The sequence below is a fragment of the Bradyrhizobium sp. LVM 105 genome, assembly GCF_003957705.1.
GTDB classification, from domain to species: domain Bacteria; phylum Pseudomonadota; class Alphaproteobacteria; order Rhizobiales; family Xanthobacteraceae; genus Bradyrhizobium; species Bradyrhizobium frederickii.
In genome coordinates, this window is sequence record NZ_QZMV01000002.1 from 495,449 (window position 1) to 513,657 (window position 18,209).

The 18,209-nt window shown below is 66.1% G+C and carries 16 protein-coding genes; 6 read left to right on the forward strand and 10 right to left on the reverse strand.

The features are described from left to right. Nucleotides 1-47: 47 nt before the first annotated feature. A complete protein-coding gene (hpaR, locus tag D6B98_RS07605; protein WP_126256385.1) occupies nt 48-566 on the reverse strand; it encodes a homoprotocatechuate degradation operon regulator HpaR in 519 nt (172 codons plus the stop codon). Nucleotides 567-677: 111 nt separating this feature from the next. Here hpaR and hpaH point away from each other — a divergent pair, with 111 nt between their 5' ends. The 3 genes from hpaH (at nt 678) to D6B98_RS07620 (ending at nt 3,618) form a co-directional block, all read left to right on the forward strand. Further along, nucleotides 678-1,484, forward strand: a complete 807-nt coding sequence (gene hpaH, locus D6B98_RS07610) for a 2-oxo-hept-4-ene-1,7-dioate hydratase (protein ID WP_126256386.1) — start codon at nt 678-680, stop codon at nt 1,482-1,484. A gap of 25 nt (nt 1,485-1,509) precedes the next feature. After that, nucleotides 1,510-1,908 (forward strand): 5-carboxymethyl-2-hydroxymuconate Delta-isomerase, encoded by a 399-nt coding sequence (locus D6B98_RS07615; RefSeq protein ID WP_126256387.1) that lies wholly within the window; start codon nt 1,510-1,512, stop codon nt 1,906-1,908. An 81-nt stretch (nt 1,909-1,989) separates the two neighbouring features. Continuing rightward, a complete protein-coding gene (locus D6B98_RS07620) occupies nt 1,990-3,618 on the forward strand; it encodes a thiamine pyrophosphate-dependent enzyme (protein ID WP_126256388.1) in 1,629 nt (542 codons plus the stop codon). Here D6B98_RS07620 and D6B98_RS07625 read toward each other — a convergent pair. The 5 genes from D6B98_RS07625 to D6B98_RS07645 form a co-directional block, all read right to left on the reverse strand. Then, nucleotides 3,596-4,837 carry an MFS transporter gene (locus D6B98_RS07625; RefSeq protein ID WP_126256389.1) on the reverse strand — a complete coding sequence of 414 codons (1,242 nt, stop codon included), beginning with the start codon at nt 4,835-4,837 and terminating at the stop codon, nt 3,596-3,598. The genes D6B98_RS07620 and D6B98_RS07625 overlap by 23 nt on opposite strands. A gap of 54 nt (nt 4,838-4,891) precedes the next feature. Further along, nucleotides 4,892-5,545 (reverse strand): DNA oxidative demethylase AlkB, encoded by a 654-nt coding sequence (alkB, locus tag D6B98_RS07630; RefSeq protein ID WP_126256390.1) that lies wholly within the window; start codon nt 5,543-5,545, stop codon nt 4,892-4,894. Between the two features lie 9 nt (nt 5,546-5,554). After that, a complete protein-coding gene (locus tag D6B98_RS07635; protein WP_126256391.1) occupies nt 5,555-6,301 on the reverse strand; it encodes a 2OG-Fe(II) oxygenase in 747 nt (248 codons plus the stop codon). A gap of 303 nt (nt 6,302-6,604) precedes the next feature. After that, the gene (locus tag D6B98_RS07640; protein ID WP_126256392.1) at nt 6,605-7,291 is read right to left on the reverse strand and encodes a DUF2848 domain-containing protein; all 687 of its coding nucleotides are present in this window, start codon (nt 7,289-7,291) and stop codon (nt 6,605-6,607) included. Further along, nucleotides 7,284-8,633, reverse strand: a complete 1,350-nt coding sequence (locus tag D6B98_RS07645) for an amidase (RefSeq protein WP_126256393.1) — start codon at nt 8,631-8,633, stop codon at nt 7,284-7,286. Before D6B98_RS07645 ends, D6B98_RS07640 begins: the two co-directional genes overlap by 8 nt. A gap of 177 nt (nt 8,634-8,810) precedes the next feature. Here D6B98_RS07645 and D6B98_RS07650 point away from each other — a divergent pair, with 177 nt between their 5' ends. From D6B98_RS07650 to D6B98_RS07660, 3 genes are all read left to right on the forward strand, one after another. Further along, complete coding sequence (locus D6B98_RS07650) at nt 8,811-9,224, forward strand: Zn-ribbon domain-containing OB-fold protein (RefSeq protein WP_126256394.1); 414 nt, start codon at nt 8,811-8,813, stop codon at nt 9,222-9,224. A 3-nt stretch (nt 9,225-9,227) separates the two neighbouring features. Then, the gene (locus D6B98_RS07655) at nt 9,228-10,367 is read left to right on the forward strand and encodes a thiolase C-terminal domain-containing protein (protein ID WP_126256395.1); all 1,140 of its coding nucleotides are present in this window, start codon (nt 9,228-9,230) and stop codon (nt 10,365-10,367) included. A 144-nt stretch (nt 10,368-10,511) separates the two neighbouring features. Beyond that, the gene (locus tag D6B98_RS07660) at nt 10,512-11,426 is read left to right on the forward strand and encodes an SDR family NAD(P)-dependent oxidoreductase (protein WP_126256396.1); all 915 of its coding nucleotides are present in this window, start codon (nt 10,512-10,514) and stop codon (nt 11,424-11,426) included. 107 nt (nt 11,427-11,533) lie between these two features. Here D6B98_RS07660 and ppc read toward each other — a convergent pair whose 3' ends face one another. From ppc to D6B98_RS07680, 4 genes are all read right to left on the reverse strand, one after another. Beyond that, entirely contained in the window at nt 11,534-14,329 is a 2,796-nt protein-coding gene (ppc, locus tag D6B98_RS07665; RefSeq protein ID WP_126256397.1) for a phosphoenolpyruvate carboxylase, read from the reverse strand. Nucleotides 14,330-15,311: 982 nt separating this feature from the next. After that, nucleotides 15,312-15,716 carry a VOC family protein gene (locus D6B98_RS07670; protein WP_126256398.1) on the reverse strand — a complete coding sequence of 135 codons (405 nt, stop codon included), beginning with the start codon at nt 15,714-15,716 and terminating at the stop codon, nt 15,312-15,314. 104 nt (nt 15,717-15,820) lie between these two features. After that, complete coding sequence (locus tag D6B98_RS07675; protein ID WP_126256399.1) at nt 15,821-16,225, reverse strand: YccF domain-containing protein; 405 nt, start codon at nt 16,223-16,225, stop codon at nt 15,821-15,823. A gap of 312 nt (nt 16,226-16,537) precedes the next feature. Then, nucleotides 16,538-18,082, reverse strand: a complete 1,545-nt coding sequence (locus D6B98_RS07680) for an acyl-CoA synthetase (RefSeq protein WP_126256400.1) — start codon at nt 18,080-18,082, stop codon at nt 16,538-16,540. Nucleotides 18,083-18,209 lie beyond the last annotated feature (127 nt).

Sequence of the window (18,209 nt, forward strand, 5' to 3'; positions counted from 1 at the left end):
AGCGTGAATGTCCATGGCTCTCGCCGTGCACGCACGCATATCTGGGGTCATCCCTCCGCGAGGGTATCATCCGCGCTTCCGAGCCCGGCGAGACTGTGTTCGAGCTCGCCCAGCATCTCCTGCAATTCGGCCAGCTTGTGCGCGCCAAAGCGTCGCGTGATCTCGGCATAGATCGCCTCCGAATTCGGCGCCACGGCAGCCATCAGCTTCACCCCTTCTTTCGAGATCGAGACCATGCTGCGGCGCTGGTCCGCTTTCGCCGTCTTGCGCTCGATCAGATTGCGCGCTTCGAGATCGCGCAGGATGCGCGACAGGCTCGGTCCGAGCAGGAACGCCGTGCGCGCGAGTTCCGTGACCTCCACCGCCTCGATCGCCGCCAGCGCGCGCAGGATACGCCATTGCTGCTCGGTCAAGCCGTGCTGGCGCAGCGAGGGACGGAACTGCCGCATCACCGCCTCGCGGGCCCGCAGCAGCGACATCGGCAGCGAGCGCGAGAAATCGCGCATCGGCACCTGCCGTGCGGCGGGCGCGCTCCCGTTGGCTGGATCAGCCGGCTTTTTCACCATGGCGCCCTTTCAAACCGCGGCAAGTTTGCGGTGCAGCAAACCGGAACGGGGTTTGACGCATTCATTTAACATGTTAAGCATCTTTCCGCACCCCAATTCGTAAGATGGCAAATGGCGCTTTCCGACGACGATATCCAAGCTTGCGCGAGGCGTCTGCACCAGGCGGAAAGGACCCGCTCGCAGATCCGGCAGCTCTCACAGGATTTCCCTGATATCACCATCGCCGACGCCTACGCGATTCAGAAGGCCTGGGTCGATATCAAGATCGCGGAGGGGCGCATCGTCCGGGGCCACAAGATCGGCCTGACCTCGAAGGCGATGCAGAGCGCGCTCAATATCGACGAACCGGATTCCGGCGTGCTGCTCGACGACATGTTCTTTGCCGACGGCGGGATCATTCCGACCGGGCGCTTCATCGCGACGCGGGTCGAAGCCGAGCTAGCCTTCGTCATGAGCAGACGGCTCTCAGGCCCGGACTGCACGCTGTTCGACGTGCTCAACGCCACCGACTTCGTCGTGCCGGCGCTGGAAATCCTGGACACGCGGATCGAGCGCGTCGATCCCAAGACGAAAGCGACGCGAAAGATTTTCGACACCATTGCCGACAACGCGGCGAATGCCGGCATCGTGCTCGGGGGACGACCGATCCGCCCGCTCGAGGCAGACCTGCGCTGGATCGGCGCGCTGTGCTTCAAGAACGGTCAGCTCGAGGAAACCGGCCTCGCCGCCGGCGTGCTCAATCATCCCGCGACCGCGGTCGCCTGGCTCGCCAACAAGATCGCGCCGCTTGGGCTGGCGCTCGAACCGGGCCAGGTCGTGCTTGCGGGGTCTTTCATCCGTCCGATCGAGACCCGCAAGGGCGACACAATTCAGGCCGACTATGGCGCCTACGGCTCGGTCAGTTGCTACTTCGCTTGAGGGCATAACGAGGGAGTGAACCGCGATGCCGCATTTCACGATCGAATATTCGGCCAATCTCGACGGCCGGCTCGATATGAAGCAGGTGTGTGAGGTGGTGCGCAAGGCAGCCAGCGAGACCGGCATCTTCCCACTCGGCGGCATCCGCGTGCGCGCCATCCGTTGCGAGCATTATGCGGTCGCCGACAACAGGCAGGACTACGCCTTTCTCGACATGGTGCTGCGCATCGGCGAGGGCCGCGACCTCAAGACGCGGCAACAGGCCGGCGAGCAGGTTTTCCAGGCGCTCTCCCGCCATCTCGATCCGGTCTTTGCCGCGAGCAAGTTCGCGCTGTCGTTCGACATCCAGATCAACGACAAGGACACCAGCTGGAAGCGGAACAACATCCACGACGCCCTGAAGGCGGAAGCCCAAGCGGGCTGATGTTGTTCGAAGCCGCGGGCGAGTTCTGCCAAAATGGCGGCATCGAGGATTCCTGAACCTCAATTGAAGTGGATGAGCGCAATGACCACCCTCAGCGGCGGCGAAGCAATCGTAAGCGGCCTGGTCGCCCACGGCGTCGATACCGTGTTCGGCCTGCCCGGCGCGCAGGTCTACGGCCTGTTCGACGCCTTCCACCAGGCCCAGCTCAAGGTGATCGGCGCTCGGCACGAGCAGGCCTGCGGCTACATGGCGTTCGGCTATGCGCGCTCCAGCGGCAGGCCCGGCGTGTTCAGCGTGGTGCCCGGCCCCGGCGTGCTCAACGCCAGCGCGGCGCTGCTGACCGCGTTCGGCTGCAACGAGCCGGTGCTGTGCGTCACCGGCCAGGTGCCGACGCAGTTTCTGGGCAAGGGCCGTGGCCATCTGCACGAGATGCCGGATCAGCTCGCGACCCTGCGCACCTATGTGAAATGGGCCGACCGCATCGAATATCCCGGCAACGCGCCGACGGTCGTGGCGCGCGCGTTCCAGGAGATGATGTCGGGACGGCGCGGTCCGGCCTCGGTCGAGATGCCCTGGGACGTCTTCACCCAACGCGCCGACACCGGCCCTGCGCGGGTGCTGGAGCCCCTGCCCGCCCCGCAACCCGACCCTGATCTGGTGAAGCAGGCGGCCGCGCTGATCAAGGCCAGCAAGGCGCCGATGATCTTCGTCGGCAGCGGCGCGATCGAGGCCGGCGAGGAGATCCTCGAACTCGCCGAGATGATCGATGCGCCCGTCGTCGCCTTCCGCAGCGGGCGCGGCATCGTCTCCAACGCGCACGAGCTTGGCCTGACCATGGCCGCGGCCTACAAGCTTTGGCCGGCAACCGATCTGATGATCGCAATCGGCACCCGCGCCGAGCTGCCGGCATCGGGCTTCCGTTGGCCCTATCAGCCGAAGGGGCTGAAATCCGTTCGGATCGACATCGACCCAACCGAGATGCGCCGGGTCGTGGTCGATGCCGCCATCGTCGCCGATGCCAAAGCCGGAACGGCAGATCTCGTCACGGCGGTGAAAAAGGCCGGCTATGCGCGGACCCGCGGCCGGCGGGAGGACATCCGCGAGGCCACCGCGACCGCGCAAGCGGAGATCCAGCGCATCCAGCCGCAGATGGCGTATCTCAACATCCTGCGCGAGGTACTGCCGGCGAACGCGATCGTGACCGACGAATTGTCTCAGGTCGGTTTCGCCTCCTGGTACGGTTTTCCGGTCTACCAGCCGCGCACCTTCATCACCTCTGGCTACCAGGGCACGCTCGGCTCGGGCTTTCCCACCGCGCTCGGGGCCAAGGTGGCGAACCCGGACAAGCCCGTGGTGGCGATCACCGGCGACGGTGGCTTCATGTTCGGCGTGCAGGAGCTTGCCACCGCCGTGCAGTTCAACATCTCCGTGGTGACGCTGGTGTTCAACAACAATGCCTACGGCAATGTCCGCCGCGACCAGCGCGAGCGTTTCGACGGCCGCGTGGTGGCGTCCGATCTCGTCAATCCGGATTTCGTCAAGCTCGCTGAGTCATTTGGCGTGGCAGCGGCGCGCGTCACCGCGCCGGACCAGTTCAAGGCCGTGCTGGAGAAGGCACTGAGCCACAGCGGACCGTATCTGATCTCGGTGGAAGTGCCGCGCGATTCGGAAGTCAGCCCGTGGGCGTTCATCCACCCGCCGAAGCCTTGAGACCGGACGGGCCCTGCAGTCGCGCCGCGGCGATCACCAGGAGGCCGGCGCCCGCGACCGACCAGCAGGCGACCGGCGTCCAGTGCAGTAACGGAGCATATTCCGGCATCTTCTGCAGACCGCCGGCGACGGCCGCCATGCGCGCAAACGTGCCGAGCGCGAGGGCGGAGAAGACCAGCCCCGTGACCTTTCCTTCCGCGCCGGTCGAGCCGATCGCGAGCGCAGCCGAGATCGCGCTCATGAGCATGCAGCCCCAGGCGGCGCCGGCGAGAAATTGCGCCGCGATCAGCGTGTTGAGGCTGCCGGCGAACTCGGCCGCCGCGATCGCGACCGCGCCGAGCAATCCGGCGGCGCCCATCACGATCAGGCCGCCGCGATGCTTGACGACGAGGCTCGCCGGGAACATCGCAATGTTGAAGCCGATCCAGAACACCGGCATCAGCCATTGCAATTCACCGGGGGCGGCGAACCGCAAGTAGGACGGCGCGCTGTTCACGGCGAAGTGCAGCTGGTAGCCGAGGGCGAGCGCGACCATCGCGACGATGAACGCGATCGGAACGAGGCCGAGCGGCTTTGCCGCCTCGTCTGGCTTCGGCGGCGCGACATCGCGCGCCACGTCATGCTCGATGCGGGACAGGCCGAGCGCCGTCAACAGCAGCACCACGCTCGAGATCACGAACGGCAGCCGCGCATCGTGCTCGCGCAGCACGACGCCGAGATAGGGCGAGACCGCGCCGGCGACGCCGTAGCCGAGCATCGCCAGCGCCGCGAGGAACGGCACCTGCGGCTTGGCGCGGTATTTGCCGAGCAAAGTCAGCGGCGGCGCGCGCAGCGCGGAGGAGGTGACCGACCAGACCACGATCAGTGCAATGAACCAGACTTGCGCGGCCGCACCGGCTCCGGCGACGAAGGGCAACGCCACGAACGCCGCGCAGGAGATCGCGGTCACGAGCCCGACGAACAGGCCGAGCCTGCCGACATAAGGCGCGAGCTTGTCAGCGGCGAGGCCCATTGCGGTGTCGGCAATGGTGAAGATCGCCTGATCGAGCATCAGGATGAGGATGACGGCTGATGGCGCGATGCCGACCTCGGCGGCGAGCTTTGGCAGATAGACGACGTAGGTGGTCCAGCCCAGCGTGAACACGAATTGCAGCGCGGCAAGATAAAGGCCGGTCCGCCTGCCTGCTCCCGTATCGGCCGAATGCTCGATGTTCGTCATGACGCCGCCTCCCCTGCCGCCAGCTTAGACGAGGCAGGCCCGCGAGCAAACGCGTCAGCGTGTCTTCCGGAAGGTGAGATTGATCCGCCTCCGCCCGAGCAGCGCGTGCTCGCCCTCGGCGAGCGGCGCCACGCCGTGATAGGCGAGCCTGCTGGCCCCGCCCCAGACCACCACGTCGCCGTGCACCAGGCGGAAACGCCGCGGCTTGTCGCTGCGCGCCATGCCGCCGAACAGGAAGGTCGCGGGCAGGCCGAGCGAGACCGAGACGATCGGCGCCGAATAATCCAGCTCGTCCTTGTCCTGATGCAGCGACAGCCGCGTGCCGGGCTCGTAGCGATTGACGAGGCAGGCATCGGGCGCGAAGTCCTGAAAGCCGCCCTGCTCCGCCGCGCGGCGGGCGAGATCGCGCAGCACGGGCGGCATCGCCGGCCATGGCGCTCCGGTGCGCGGATCGACCGGATCGTAGCGGTAGCCGGTGTGATCGGCGATCCAGCCGCGCTCGCCGCAATTGGTCATCGCCACCGACATCAGGTGGCCGCCGGGCGTGGTCATACGGCGGAACGGCGACTGCGCCACGATGGCGCGCACGGCGTCGATCAGCTCGCTCTCGACCGGCGTGACGAAACCGCGCAGCAGCACGGCGCCGTCGGCGATCTCCTCGCGCGAGGGCTGCGCCTCGGCGATGCTGTCGAACAGATCAGACGTCAATGCCCGCGCTCATTTCGCATCATGAAAGATCACACCCAGCGTGTGGCGCTGGCCGGACCTGATACGGCTGACACCATGGCGCAGATTAACGCGATAGATGCCGCGTGTCCCCTGCACCGGGCGATGGTGCACGGCGAAGGCGACCGCATCGCCCTGCGCCAGCGGCACGACTTCGGCGCGTGACTGCATGCGCGGGCGCTGCTCGGTCAGCACGAACTCGCCGCCGGTGAAATCGCGGCCCGGCTCGGAGAGCAGGATCGCGACCTGAATCGGAAACACGTGCTCGCCGTAGAGGTCCTGATGCAGGCAATTGTAGTCGCCGGCCTCATATTGCAGCAGCAGCGGCGTCGGCCGCGCCTGCCCCGCCTCGTGACAGCGCTTCAGGAATGAGGCATGGCTGTCGGGATAGCGGATGTCGATCGCCATCGCCTCGTTCCAGCGATTGGCCACGGGCTTAAGATGTGCGTACAGCGCCGGCCGCAATTGCGCGATCAGGTCGGGCAGCGGATAGGCGAAATATTTGTACTCGCCGCGGCCGAAGCCGTGACGGCCCATGACGATGCGGCTGCGGAAGTGCGCGTCATCGGGATAGAGCGCGGCCACGGCGCGGCATTGATCGGGCGTGAGCAGGCTCCTCAGGACGGCGCAGCCCTGGGAGTCGAGCTCGGCGGTGATCTGCGGCCAGTCGAGGGCATCGACATGAGATGCGAGGTCGGCGAACGGCGCTTGGGGCGATTTGCGTGCGGTCATTGTCATAACAATCACCTTTGCAGCTCGACGTTCACCCCGCCACCCGATTTCCGATGACTATCTCCCTGTCATTGCGAGCGTAGCGAAGCAATCCAGAGTGCCACCGTGGAATCAGACTGGATTGCTTCGTCGCACGGGCTCCTCGCAATGACGTGGAGAGAGTTGAGCCAGCAACGCAGTTTCGCAGGGTGGGCAAAGGCGCTCTTGCGCCGTGCCCACGTCTTCGCAAGACGTGGGCACGCTCCGCTTCGCCCACCCTACGGAACCGTCGCTTATGAACCAACTATCCTCCACCGCCCCAAAACCGAGCTATCCCCTCACCGGCAGCGTCACCACGTCGTAGCCGTGCCTGATCGTGCGCTTCAGCACGGGGTCCTCCAGCTCGAAGTCGAAGCGCTCGGCGGGGCGGATGCCGCCTTTGGCGGCGAAGGTGCCGCCGAACATGGCGCAGCCGTCGGGGAACCTGCCGCCATCAAAGCCGCGCGCGATGAGCTCGGTGACCGGCAGCATCGCGTCCAGCGTGCCCTCCTGGTAGAGCACGCGCTCGCCCTTGATGGTGGCATAGGAGCGCAGGATCATCTTGTCCCAATGGCCGATGACGTCCTCCAGCTCCCACAGCGTGGAGGCGATCGGCTTGTCGCACATCTGCTTCGACACCGTGACGTTGTAGGCCTCGACCTTGCGGTCGGTGTGGTCGGAGCCGCAACCGACGAAGATGCGGCCCTGCCAGCCGATCAGCACGAACTCGACCTCGCCGCTGGAATCGCCGCCAGTGCATTCGATGCTGTCTTCCTGGGTCAGCCGCCGCGCCGAGGCGCGGTAGTAGATCGGGGTCGACGCCGGCGGGGCGATGCCCATCTCCTGCAGCTCTTTGATGTGCTTGTCGCGCGCGACGGGATCGCGGCCGGTCCAGCCGGCGATGACCATCTGGTCGATCGCCAGCGTCAACGGCGTGGTGGTCCCCCGGGCGTCGACGGTGAAAGTGAGGTCAAACACGAATAACGGCCTCCATGCCGGCAGCAAGTTCAAAGATACGGCGGTCCGACCCGCCCGCGCCCGCCAGCATCAGGCCGACCGGAACGTCGCCCTGGCGATGCGCAGGGATCGAGATGGCGCAGCCGTCGATCATGTTGATCAGGGTGCAGTTGCGCAGCGCGCGCAGGTTCTGCGTGGTGAAGGCCTTGTCGTCGGCGAGATCGGCGATCTTCGGCGGCGTGTTCGCAGTGGTCGGCAGCACCAGCGCGTCATAGGGCGCGAGGCGCGCATTGACGCGGGCAATCAGCGAGCGACGCTCGTTGAGGAGATCGATGTAGTCGGCCGCGCTCTGCGCCTCGCCGCGCATGATCCGCACGGAGACGCGGGGATCGTAGACGTCGCCCTTGGCGGTGATGAGATAGCGATGCCAGGCATAGCTCTCGGACGCGGCAAAGCCGCCCTTGGCGTTCATCGGCCCGATCTCGTGGAATTCGGCCATCTCGATGCGCTCGATGATGGCGCCGTGATCGGCCAGCGACTTGAGCGCGCGCTCGAAGGTCTCGGCCACCGCTGCGTCGAGGTCGTCGAGCGCGATCGTGGTGGGTACCGCGAGCCGCATGCCCTTCACGGGACGCGGCTTCAGCGCGGCGATCGGCTCGTTTGCGAGCACGGCATCGAGAATGGCACAGCAGCTGACCGATCGCGCCAACGGCCCGATGCTGTCGAGCGAGAACGACAGCGGCACCGACCCGTCGAGCGGTACGCGCCGCTGCGTCGGCTTGTAGCCGACGATGCCGTTATAGGCCGCCGGAATCCGGCATGAGCCGCCGGTGTCGGTGCCGAGCGCGCCATGCGCCATGCCGTCGAGCACGGACACCGCCGCGCCCGAGGAGGAGCCGCCGGGCACGTGCCCCTCGGCCCGGTTCCAGCCCCCCTTCGGCGTACCGTAATGCGGGTTGATGCCGATGCCGGAATAGGCGAACTCGGTCATGTTGGTGCGGCCGATCACGACGAAGCCGGCCTTGCGCAGCCGCGCCACCGTTGCCGCGTCCTGCTCGGCCGGCGGGGAATCGTCGAGAGCGCGGGAGCCGGCGCGCGTCACCTGGCCCTTGATGTCGAACAGATCCTTGATCGAGACCGGGATGCCGGCATAGCGCGACGGCGCGGCCTTCACCTTGCGCAAGCCGTCCATCGCGTCCGCGGCCGCGAGCGCGGCGTCCTTGTCGACATGGAGGAAGGTGCGCTGGCCCTCGCCTGAGGGATCGGCGATCCTGGCGATGCACGCCTCGACCAGCTTGCGGGCGGTGGTGCGGCCGCTTTCGAGGTCCTCGGCGAGCTTCGCCAGTGTCGGAAAATCGGGCATGTCTGTCTCACGGAATATTTGCGCGCGCAATCTATAGCGCTGGCTCAGCTCGACACAAGCACTGTGCGCATGATGGCATGCATGCGTATTGCTGGACCGTTGACGCACGATAGCCGATTGTCGCATCAAGATCGAAACAGGCGGGCGCCAAGCCTGTCTCCTGGAGGAGCCGCCAACATGGCCGAACCGCAGCGCGCGCGACCGAAACCGACGCCGGAGACCCAGCATTTCTGGGACGGCACCAAAGCCGGCGAATTGCGCCTGCAGCGCTGCGACGCCTGCGCGCATGTCTACTTCCCGCCGCGGCCGTTCTGCCCGTCCTGCGCCTCGCGCAAGGTCAGCATCTTCAAGGCGAGCGGCAAGGGCTTCCTCTACAGCTACGTGATCAACCACCGGCCCGCCGCGCCCGGCTTCACGCCGCCTTACGCCATCGCCGTGGTCGAGCTCGACGAGGGTCCGCGGATGATGAGCAACATCATCGACTGCCCGCAGACCCCCGAAGCGCTCGAGCTCGACATGAAGCTCGAGGTCGCCTTCCAGGCGCTCGACGACAACATCACCCTTCCCGTCTTCCGTCCGGCGAAGGGTTAGGCCATGCGCAAGAACCAGGTTGCCGTCGTCGGCGCGGCCGAGACCACCGAGCTCGGAATCATCCCCAGCGCCTCGCAGCTCCAGCTGCACGCGGATGCCGCGCTCAACGCCATCGCGGACGCCGGGCTGAAGCTGTCCGATATCGACGGCTTTGCCACCGCGGTCGAGACGCCGCAGCAGGTCTGCCATTATCTCGGCATCAAGCCGACCTGGGTCGACGGCACATCGGTCGGCGGCTGCTCCTTCATGCTGCACGTCCGCCATGCCGCCGCCGCGATCGAGGCCGGCCTCTGCAAGACCGTGCTGATCACCCACGCCGAGAGCGGCAAGTCGATGATCGGCAAATTGCCGCGCTCGACGCCGGCCGACAGCCTCAACGGCCAGTTCGAGGCGCCCTACGGCGTCTATGGGCCGCCCAGCATGTTCCCCATCCCCGTGCTGCGCTTCATGAAGACCTGGGGCATCACCCACGAGCAGCTTGCTTCGGTAGCCGTGGTGCAGCGGGAATGGGCGGCGAAGAATCCGCGTGCTATGATGAAGGAGCCGATCACGGTCGCCGACGTGCTCAACTCGCGCATGATCGCCTATCCGTTCCGTCTGCTGCAATGCTGCCTCGTCACCGACGGCGGCGGCGCGCTGATCCTGACCTCGGCCGACCGCGCCAGGGATTTTCCGCGGAGGCCGGTCTACATCATGGGCACCGGGGAGAGCGTGGAGACGCCGATGGTCAGCCAGATGGAGACCTTCAATTCCTCGCGCGCGTTCAAGACCGCAGGGCCCCTGGCCTTCAGGGAGGCCGGCATCGCGCACGAGGACGTCGATCATCTCATGATCTATGATGCGTTCGCGCATCTGCCGCTGTTCGGGCTCGGCGACCTCGGCTTCATGCCCTATGAGGAGACCGGAAAGTTCATCGCGGACGGCAATACCCGGCCCGGGGCTAAGCTCCCGCTCAACACCAATGGCGGCGGATTGAGCTACATGCATTCGGGCATGTACGGCATGTACGCGCTGCAGGAGAGCGTGCGGCAAATGCGCGGCATCGCGCCGGCGCAGGTGCCGAACGCGAGGATTTCGGTGTGCCACGGCGTCGGCGGCATGTTCGCGGCAAGTGGCACGATCGTGTTTACGAACGAGAGGTAACGCGCCGTCATTCCGGGGCGCGCGCAGCGCGAGCCCGGAATCCATCGTGCAGCAAGCGACGGCGGAGACATGGATTCCGGGCTCGCGCCAAGGGGCGCGCCCCGGAATGACAACGGAATTTCGAATGGATAGCGGAGAACCCACATGAGCAAGTCACTGCAAGACAAGGTCATCATCGTCACCGGCGCAGGCCGCGGCATCGGGCGCGAGATCGCGCTGCTGTGTGCGGCGGAAGGCGCCAAGGTCGTCGTCAACGATCCCGGCAGTGCCTCCGACGGCGCCGGCGCGAACGCGGCGCCGGCCGAGGAGGTGGTCGAGGAGATCAAGAAGCGCGGCGGCACGGCGGTTGCGAACTTCGAGAGCGTCGCGGAAGCGATTCCGGCCAGCAAGATCGTCAAGACCGCGACCGATCATTTCGGCCGGCTCGACGGCGTCGTCAACAATGCCGGCATCTTGCGCGACATGATCTTCCACAAGATGAGCGTGGAGGCGTTCGAGGCCGTCATCAAGGTACATCTGATGGGCTCGTTCTATGTCAGCCACGCCGCGGCGCGGATCTTCCGCGAGCAGGAGAGCGGCTCCTTCGTGCACTTCACCTCGACCTCGGGCCTGATCGGCAATTTCGGCCAGGCCAACTACGCCGCGGCCAAGCTCGGCATTGTCGGGCTCTCCAAGTCGATCGCGCTCGACATGGGCCGCTTCAACGTCCGCTCCAACTGCGTCTCGCCGTTCGCCTGGACCCGCATGATCGGCACCATCCCGACCGAGACCGAGGCCGAGAAGGCGCGGGTCGAAAAGATCAAGCAGATGGGCCCGGAGAAGATCGCGCCGCTCTGCGGCTATCTGCTCGGCGATTCCGCCAAGGACGTCACCGGGCAGATCTTCGGCGTGCGCATGAACGAGATCTTCCTGTTCAGCCAGAACCGCCCGATCCGCTCGGTGCAGCGGAGCGAAGGCTGGACGCCGCAATCGATCGCGGAACACGGCATGCCGGCACTGAAGGGCTCGTTCTACAAGCTCGACCGCTCCGCCGACATCTTCACCTGGGATCCGGTGTAAGGGTGGTTGTCTATCAATGATGTCATTCCGGGGCGGCTCGAAGAGCCGAACCCGGAATCTCGAGGTTCCGGGTTCGCCCTTCAGGCGCCCCGGAACGACAGCCCAAATTACCCCGTATTCCGCAAGCCCGCCGAGATGCCGTTGATGGTTAGCTGAATCCCGCGCAGCACCTGCTCGTCCGGGTTCTGCGCGCGGTGCTCTTTCAAGAGCTCGACCTGCACGTGGTTGAGCGGATCGAGATAGGGGAAGCGGTGGCGCACGGAACGCTCCAGCAGCGGATTGCCCTGCAGCAGCCGGTCCTGGCCCATGATGTCGAGCAGGCTCTCGATCGAGGCGTGCCATTCGCGGCGGATGCGGCCGAAGATCTTTTCCCGCAAGGCTTCGTCGGGCACGAGCTCGGCATAGCGCGAGGCGATCGCGATCGAGCTCTTCGCCAGCACCATGTCCATGTTCGACAGCAGCATGCGGAAGAACGGCCATTCGCTGTAGAGCTCTTTCAGGAACGGCATGCCCTTGTCGGGGTGCTCCGCGATCCACTGCTCGACCGCGCTGCCAAAACCGTACCAGCCCGGCAGCATCAGCCGGCACTGCGCCCAGGAGAACACCCAGGGAATCGCGCGCAGATCCTCGATCGCCCGGGTCTTCTTGCGCGAGGCCGGACGGCTGCCGATGTTCAGTGTCGCGATCTCGTTGATGACGGTCGAGGACCAGAAGTAGTCGACGAAGCCTTCGGTCTCGTAGACGAGGCCGCGATAGGCCTTGAAGGCGAGGTTCGACAATTCGTCCATCGCGGTCAGATATTCGCGGCGCGGCGCGCTCTGGCGCGGATGCAACAGGCTCGCCTCCAGCGTCGCTGCGGCGAGGATCTCCAGATTGTTGCGGCCGACCTCGGCGTTGGAATATTTCGACGAGATGATCTCGCCCTGCTCGGTGATGCGGATCTGACCGTTCACCGCGCCGCCGGGCTGCGCGATGATGGCATCATAGCTCGGCCCGCCGCCGCGGCCGACCGAGCCGCCGCGGCCGTGAAACAGGCGCAGCCGCACGTGATGTCGCTCGAACACCTCGACGAGGTTGATCTCGGCCTTGTAGAGCTCCCAGCCGGAGGTGACGAATCCGCCGTCCTTGTTCGAGTCCGAATAGCCGAGCATGACCTCCTGCACGCTGCCGCGGCTGTCGACGAGACGCCGGTAATCGTGCAGCGACAGCATGCGGTCCATGATACCGGATGAGGCCTGCAGATCCTCGATGGTTTCGAACAGCGGCACGATGTTGATGGCGCTGCGGCCGGAGGGATGGACGAGGCCGACCTCCTTCAAGAGCACCGCGACCTCGAGCATGTCGGACATGCCCTTGCACATCGAGATGATGCATTGGGGAATGGCGTCCGAGCCGAACTTCGCGTGCGCTTCCGCCGCGGCATGGAACACGTTGAGCTCGCCCATGGTCTCGTCGCTATACTTGACGAAGGGCGACACCAGCGCGCGCGTCGAGCGCAGCTCGTTCGTGAGCAGCGAAATGCGCGCGTCCTCGCCGAGCGCGAGATAGGACATGCCGGGATTGGCGGCATCCATCAGCTCGGCGATGGTGCGTTCGTGCACCGCGGAGTTCTGGCGGATGTCGAGCCGGGCGAGGTGGAAGCCGAAGCAGTCCACCGCGCGCCGGAGCAGCCGCAGCCGGCCGCGGGCGATGACGCGGGCATTGTTGGAGATCAGCGAGCGGTGCAGCACGTCGAGATCGGCCTGCAGTTCCTTCACGCTGGCGTAGGGCGCACCCTTGCCGACCGGCCGGCGCGTGATCTCGACCTCGAGCTTTTCGGCTGTCGCGGTCAGGCGCGCATAGATGCCGGAGACCGCCAGGCGATAAGGCTCGCCGCTCCGGTGCGGCGAGGTGTCCGGCGAGCGCTCCGCCAGGTTGCGCAGCTCTTCCGAGACGTCGGCGAGATGCGCCGCGATCGACAATTCCGAGCCGAGCACGTGCAGCTCTTCCAGATAGAACTGCATCACCCGGCTCGACTGCAGCCGCAGCGTGCCGCGCATGACGTCGGCTGTGACGAAGGGATTGCCGTCGCGGTCGCCGCCGATCCAGCTGCCCATGCGCAGGAACGAGGCGAGCTCGGCGGAGGCCTGCTCGCCGCCCTCCTCCAGCCGGTCTTCCAGCGCGTTGAGCAGCCGCGGCACTTCGCGCAGGAAGGTGTAGTCGTAGAATGACAGGCCGTTGGCGACCTCATCGAGCACGGTGAGCTTGGTCCGGCGCAGGAGATTGGTCTGCCACAGCGTCAGCACCTCGCGGCGGAGCTGCTCGTCGCTGGCATCAGCCTCCTCGGCCGTCAGCGCCACGCGCTCGCGGCGGTCGAGCAGGCGCGCGACCTCCATCTCGCGGTCCATGGTGCTCTTGCGGCGCACCTCGGTCGGATGCGCGGTCAGCACCGGGCTGACCAGCGCGGTCTTGAAAAAGTCGCGCAAGCCGTCGGCGCTGATACCCGCCGCCTTGGCGTGGGCGAGCGTTTCCGCCAGCACACCCGAACCGCCATTCTTGCCCGCGCTGCGGGCGCGCATCTGGCGAATGTTGTTCTGGTCCTCGGCGATGTTGGCGAGGTGGGAGAAATAGCTGAAGGCGCGGACGATCCGCACCGTTTCCGACGTCGACATGCTGTCGAGGATCTGCTCGAGCTCGCGGCGGGCGAGCCGGTCCTCGTCGCGGTGAAAGCGGATCGAGGTCTGGCGGATGCGCTCGACCAGCTCGAACACATCGGCGCCCTCCTGGTCGCGCACGGTGTCGCCGAGGATGCGCCCGAGCAGGCGGATGTCGTCCCGCAGCCGCGCCTCGGCCTCCGTGACCTGGACGTCCTCAGGGCGGTTGGGACGATGCTCGGTGGCCTCGGGTACGGTCTGGAGGGACATGGCTCGCTCCTTGGTTCGAGCTCGCTTGGATGCCCGGCACGGCCGAGTGTGCGATATTTTTCTACCGCAGCGCAAGATGAAGTTGGCGCGGCGCACACTGGCGCCTCGTGTCCCGGACGCGCTGCAGCGTGCAACGCTGCTGCGCAGAGCCGGGACTCAGGAGGCCACACGGTACACGTGGAGAGATGGGCCCCGGCTCAGCAGCGCACCACGCCACGAAGACGCGGCGTGATGCGCCGCGTCCGGGGCACGAGAGCTGCAATCTCATCCCAAACACACACCTTTGCGGCCTCGCGGCGCGTTCCGCCCGAGCTTTGCTGTCGGTTTCGCCCCATCGAGAAGAAAGGGCGCAGGGAAGGCCGGGCGCCGGCTGGCACCCGAGATCCGCACGCGACAAGACGCACGCGGGGTTGACCACAGGTGATGCCGGGCTCCCGGCCTTCCCTGCGCAATGGTGTTACGGCTTATGGCGCGCTCTCCCCGGGGAGCGATGCACTATTGCCCCCGTCGCCTTGCGGCTGATCGATGCGCGCGCCCGGTCGGGCGGCTTCATCACCGCAAGCCTTGACGCCAGCCTGCGGGCGTCAGGACCACACGCTTTTGCCGTCCGCGGACGTTTCTCCCCGGACAGCCGGAAGCTCGCGCGTGCTCGCCCCCGACGCCGAAAAGAAACGCTTTGACCGCGCCGTGTCGTGCCGCGGATCGTGACGGCTCACAGGCCGCGCCCGCCCTGCCATCCCGTCACGCGCCGGCGCTGCCGCGTCCATCGCATCCCGGCCAACGTATCGTGACGATCGCGAAACGCCCCTTTTGGCGGGCCGGGATGGAATGCGGTTTAGCCGAAACGATGATTTCGGTCAATCAGAATATTTTGCGGACCTGTCCCTTGACCTGGATGTGGCGTGTTTTGCCTGTCGGGCAGCGCGAGGGATTGGGAGGCGAGAAGCGGCTGAGCAGCACGCTCCGCCCATGCTATGAGCTATCAGCTCCGAACAGGCTGCCCGATTCCAAGAAGGTTGCCTTCGCTGTCGCGGAACCAGGCGCCTCTCTCGCCGACGCCCTTGCTTGCGTAATTGCCGGCGATGTCGGCGATCCCGTTCACGGTCTTCAGCCCGGGCAGGTCGTATTCCTCGAACTTGACTCCGCGGGCGCGAAGCTCCCGCACCGCGGCCTCGATGTCCTCGACTTCGAAGCCCATCTGGGTGTGCGTGCCGGATTGCACGCCGGCCGAGACGAATATCGCGAACTCGCCGCTGGCGCAGACGTAGCGCAGTCCACCTTCGCGCTGTTCGACCGGGTCGAGCCCGAGCTTCTCGGAATAGAACGCCCGCGCCCGGTCCAAATCCTTGGCGGGAAGACGGGTGGCCACCTTCGCGTTCCCCAGCATCCTTGGCTCCTTCCGACATCGATCAGAGGCGGGAGCATCGTGTCCTTCAGCCAACCTCAAACGTGCTACGGGTCAAAGCGGCGCTCGCGCGGTCCGCGCGCGCCTCAAGCCGGCACGATCACCTTGCCGATCGGCCACAGCGCGATGCCTGCGAGCTTGAGGTGAGCCCAGGCGAAGGGAATGCCGATGATGGTGACGGCGAGCACCAAGGCCGTCAGGACGTGGCCGAGCGCCAGCCACCAGCCGGCGAGCACGAACCAGATGATGTTGCCGATCACCCCGAGCGGGCCGGTGCCGATATCCTCGACACCGGTCACCTCGTAGCGGCTGACTGCTCGCGAGCCGAACGGCAGCAGCGTGTAGACGGCGATGTTGAATGCCGCCCGCGCCCAGGGCAGGCCGACGATGGTGATGGCCATGATGACCGCGGCGATCACCCAGCCGAACGCCATCCAGGCGCCGCCGATGAGGATCCAGAGGATGTTGAGGAGAATGGAAACGGGGGCCATGGCATGATCCAGAAAACAGTGACACCGCCCATATAGGCACGAAATCTGTCTCTGCTAAGACGGCCTCGCCCGGTCTCCCGCTACCGCCCCTCGAATTTCGGCTCGCGGTTCTCCATGAACGGCTTCATCGGTCATGACAGTGTTTTCCCCATCCGTTGTCTCGTAGGGTGGGCAAAGGCGCGTTGCGCCGTGCCCACGATCTGTCTCCGTAAGCGAATTTGGTGGGCACGCCTCCGCCTTCGCTCTTCGAGCTACGGCGGACGCTTTGCCCACCCTACGAGACTGCGGCTTTACCGATCCGACGGCACCGCCTCAGATCTTCCGACCCGCCTGCTCCCAATAGGGATCGCGCAGGCGGCGCTTGAAGATCTTTCCGGAATCTTCGCGTGGCAGGCCGGTTCGGATCTCGATGTGCTTGGGCACCTTGTAGTCGGCCAGATGCGCCTTCAGCGCGGCGCGGACATCGGCGGCCTCGAGCGTGACGCCGGCTTGCGGCTCGACCACGGCCATCAGCGCCTCGCCGAACTCGGCATCGGGGATGCCGAACACGGCGCAATCGTGCACACCGGGCACGGCGTGCAGCACGGACTCGATCTCGGCCGGATAGATGTTGACGCCGCCCGAGATCACCATGTCGCGCTTGCGGTCGCAGATGAAGACGTAGCCGTCTTCGTCGATATAGCCGACATCGCCGGAGGTGATGAAGCCGTCGCGGTCGATCTCGGCGCGCTTGTCCGGCTTGTTGTGGTAGGTGAAATCGGCAAGCTCGGCCATGCGGGAATAGATCTCGCCGATCTCGCCGACGCCGAGCACGTGGCCGTCCTCACCGAGGAAGCGCAGCTCGGCGCCGGGCGAGATCTTGCCGACCGTGCCGGGCTTCTTCAGCGCGTCCTCCGAGGTCGCGAAGGTGACGGCACTGGATTCGGTCGAGCCGTAGAATTCGTAGATCACCGGCCCCCACCATTCGATCATGGCGCGCTTGACGTCGGCCGGGCACGGCGCGGCGGCGTGAATGACGTGGCGCAGCGAGGAGACGTCGTACCTCCTGCGCACCGCTTCCGGCAGCTTCATCAGGCGGATGAACATGGTCGGCACCATGAAGATGGTGTCGACCCTGTAGCGCTCGATCGCTTCCAGAAACTCCTCCGCTTCGAAGCGCGGCATCAGCACCAATGCGCCGCCGAGCTTGCCGGCGCGGATGCCGAAGGAATTCGGCGCGGAATGATAGAGCGGGCCCGGCAGCAGCGCACGGGCGCCGGGCTTGAGCCCGTAGATCATCGCGCGCATGCGCTCGCCGGCCGCCTGCTGCTCCGGCGTCGGCGCGTTGCGCCGCACGCCCTTGGGATGGCCGGTCGTGCCCGACGTGTAGATCATGTTCATCGGCTGCGGCACCACCGGGCCGTCATAGGGCGGGTGCTGCGCGAGCCAGGATTCGAAATCGATCGCGAAGCCTGGCGTCGTCAGTTGATCCGGATCGATCCTGTAGCTGGACAGGATCTCCGGCGGTGTCGGCACGCTGAGCACGGTGACGCCCGCAGGGATCGCATCGCGCAGGGCGTGCAGCATGTCGGCATGGCCGATCAGCACGTAGGTGCCGGTGTCGCCAAGGATGTAGTTGATCTCCTCCGGCTTGAAGTGCCAGTTGATCGGCACGCCATAGGCACCGAGCCGCATCGCGGCGTAGGCGGCTTCCAGGAAGGCGATGTCGTTGCGCATCAGCATGCAGACGCAATCGCCCGGGCGGACGCCGAGCTTGGCGAGGCCGGAGGCGATGCGGTCGGCGCGGGCGGCGATTTCAGCGTGGGTGCGTCGGCGGTCGCCGCAGACGATGCCGAGGAAGTCAGACGTTTCGCTCATTGTTGTTCTTCTTTGTTGTCAGCGACGGTGTCAGTTGGCCGTCATCACCGGGCTCGTCCCGGTGATCCACGTCCTTGGTTCATCGCTTGCATCAAGAACGTGGATGGCCGGGACAAGCCCGGCCATG